The sequence below is a fragment of the Neisseria sp. P0021.S006 genome (assembly GCF_051956895.1).
On record NZ_JBQCWZ010000364.1, the window covers coordinates 1 to 1,416 of the forward strand.

The window sequence follows — 1,416 nt, forward strand, 5'->3', positions numbered from 1 at the left end:
GCGGCAACGAAAGCCCCAACTTACAAAGGAGTTTAAGAATGTCTAAATCAGTCAAGCTCACCACCCCAAATCAAGAGACCTTGGAACTGCCAGTATTGGAAGCAAGTATCGGCCATGATGTGGTTGATATTCGTGCTTTGACAAAAAATACAGGTCTGTTTTCCTTCGACCCCGGATTCGTGTCAACTGCAAGTTGCGAATCCAAAATCACTTATATTGATGGCGATGAAGGTCTGTTGTATTACCGTGGTTATCCTATCGAGCAGTTGGCCGAAAAATCCGATTACTTGGAAGTTTGCTACCTGTTGATTTACGGCGAACTGCCTACCCCTGAACAGAAAAAAGAATTTGATGCCACAGTCGGTCGCCATACTATGCTGCATGAGCAGCTGACTTGGTTCTTCCGCGGTTTCCGTCGCGATGCGCATCCGATGGCGATGATGGTTGGCGTGGTTGGCGCTTTGTCTGCTTTCTATCAAGACAGCTTGGATATTGCCAATCCTGAACACCGCAAAATTGCGATTTACCGCTTAATCTCCAAAATCCCGACAATTGCAGCAATGTGTTACCGTTATTCCAACGGTCTGCCGTTCAATTATCCAAAAAATAACCTTTCCTATGCTGAAAACTTCTTACACATGATGTTCGCAACACCATGTGAAGAATACAAACCTAATCCAGTATTGGCTCGCGCGCTCGACCGCATCTTTATTTTGCATGCCGACCACGAGCAAAACGCCTCTACTTCGACTGTACGTTTGGCCGGCTCTTCAGGCGCAAACCCATTTGCCTGTATCGCTGCCGGTATCGCCTGTCTGTGGGGTGCTTCACATGGCGGTGCAAACGAAGCTGTGTTGAAGATGCTGGACGAAATCGGCGACGTATCCAATGTTGCCGCATACATGGAAGGTGTGAAACAACGCAAATATCGTCTGATGGGCTTCGGTCACCGCGTATACCGCAATATGGACCCACGAGCCAACATCATGCGCGAAACCTGTTATGAAGTCTTGAAAGAATTGGGCTTGGAAGACAGTCCTAAATTTAAGCTGGCGATGGAATTGGAACAAATCGCACTGAAAGATCCATTCTTTGTTGAGCGCAAGCTGTATCCAAACGTCGATTTCTACTCCGGTATCGTCTTGTCCGCATTGGGCATTCCAACTGAAATGTTTACCGTTATCTTCGCATTGTCGCGCAGTGTAGGTTGGATTTCTCATTGGCATGAAATGATTAGCGATCCGGCACTGAAAATCGGTCGCCCACGTCAACTGTATACCGGTGCAGAGCGTCGCGATTACGTTCCGGTAGATAAACGCTAATAAACAATACATTAATATATTGTTGAAAAGTCGTTTGAAAAAATCGAATTGCCGTTTTCAATGAGGTTGGTCGTAATTAATTAAGTTGATAGCA

Annotated in this window: 1 protein-coding gene; it reads left to right on the forward strand. The window is 46.1% G+C overall.

Annotated features, from left to right (window positions below):
* Positions 1-38: 38 nt before the first annotated feature.
* Positions 39-1,322, forward strand: coding sequence for a citrate synthase (gene gltA, locus ACTHUM_RS14150; RefSeq protein WP_070645446.1), 1,284 nt, complete (start codon positions 39-41; stop codon positions 1,320-1,322).
* The last annotated feature ends 94 nt before the right edge of the window (positions 1,323-1,416 follow it).

Excerpts from the sequence above, each read along its gene's own strand:
- gltA (WP_070645446.1), top strand. The coding sequence starts at position 39 with ATGTCTAAATCAGTCAAGCTCACCACCCCAAATCAAGAGACCTTGGAA.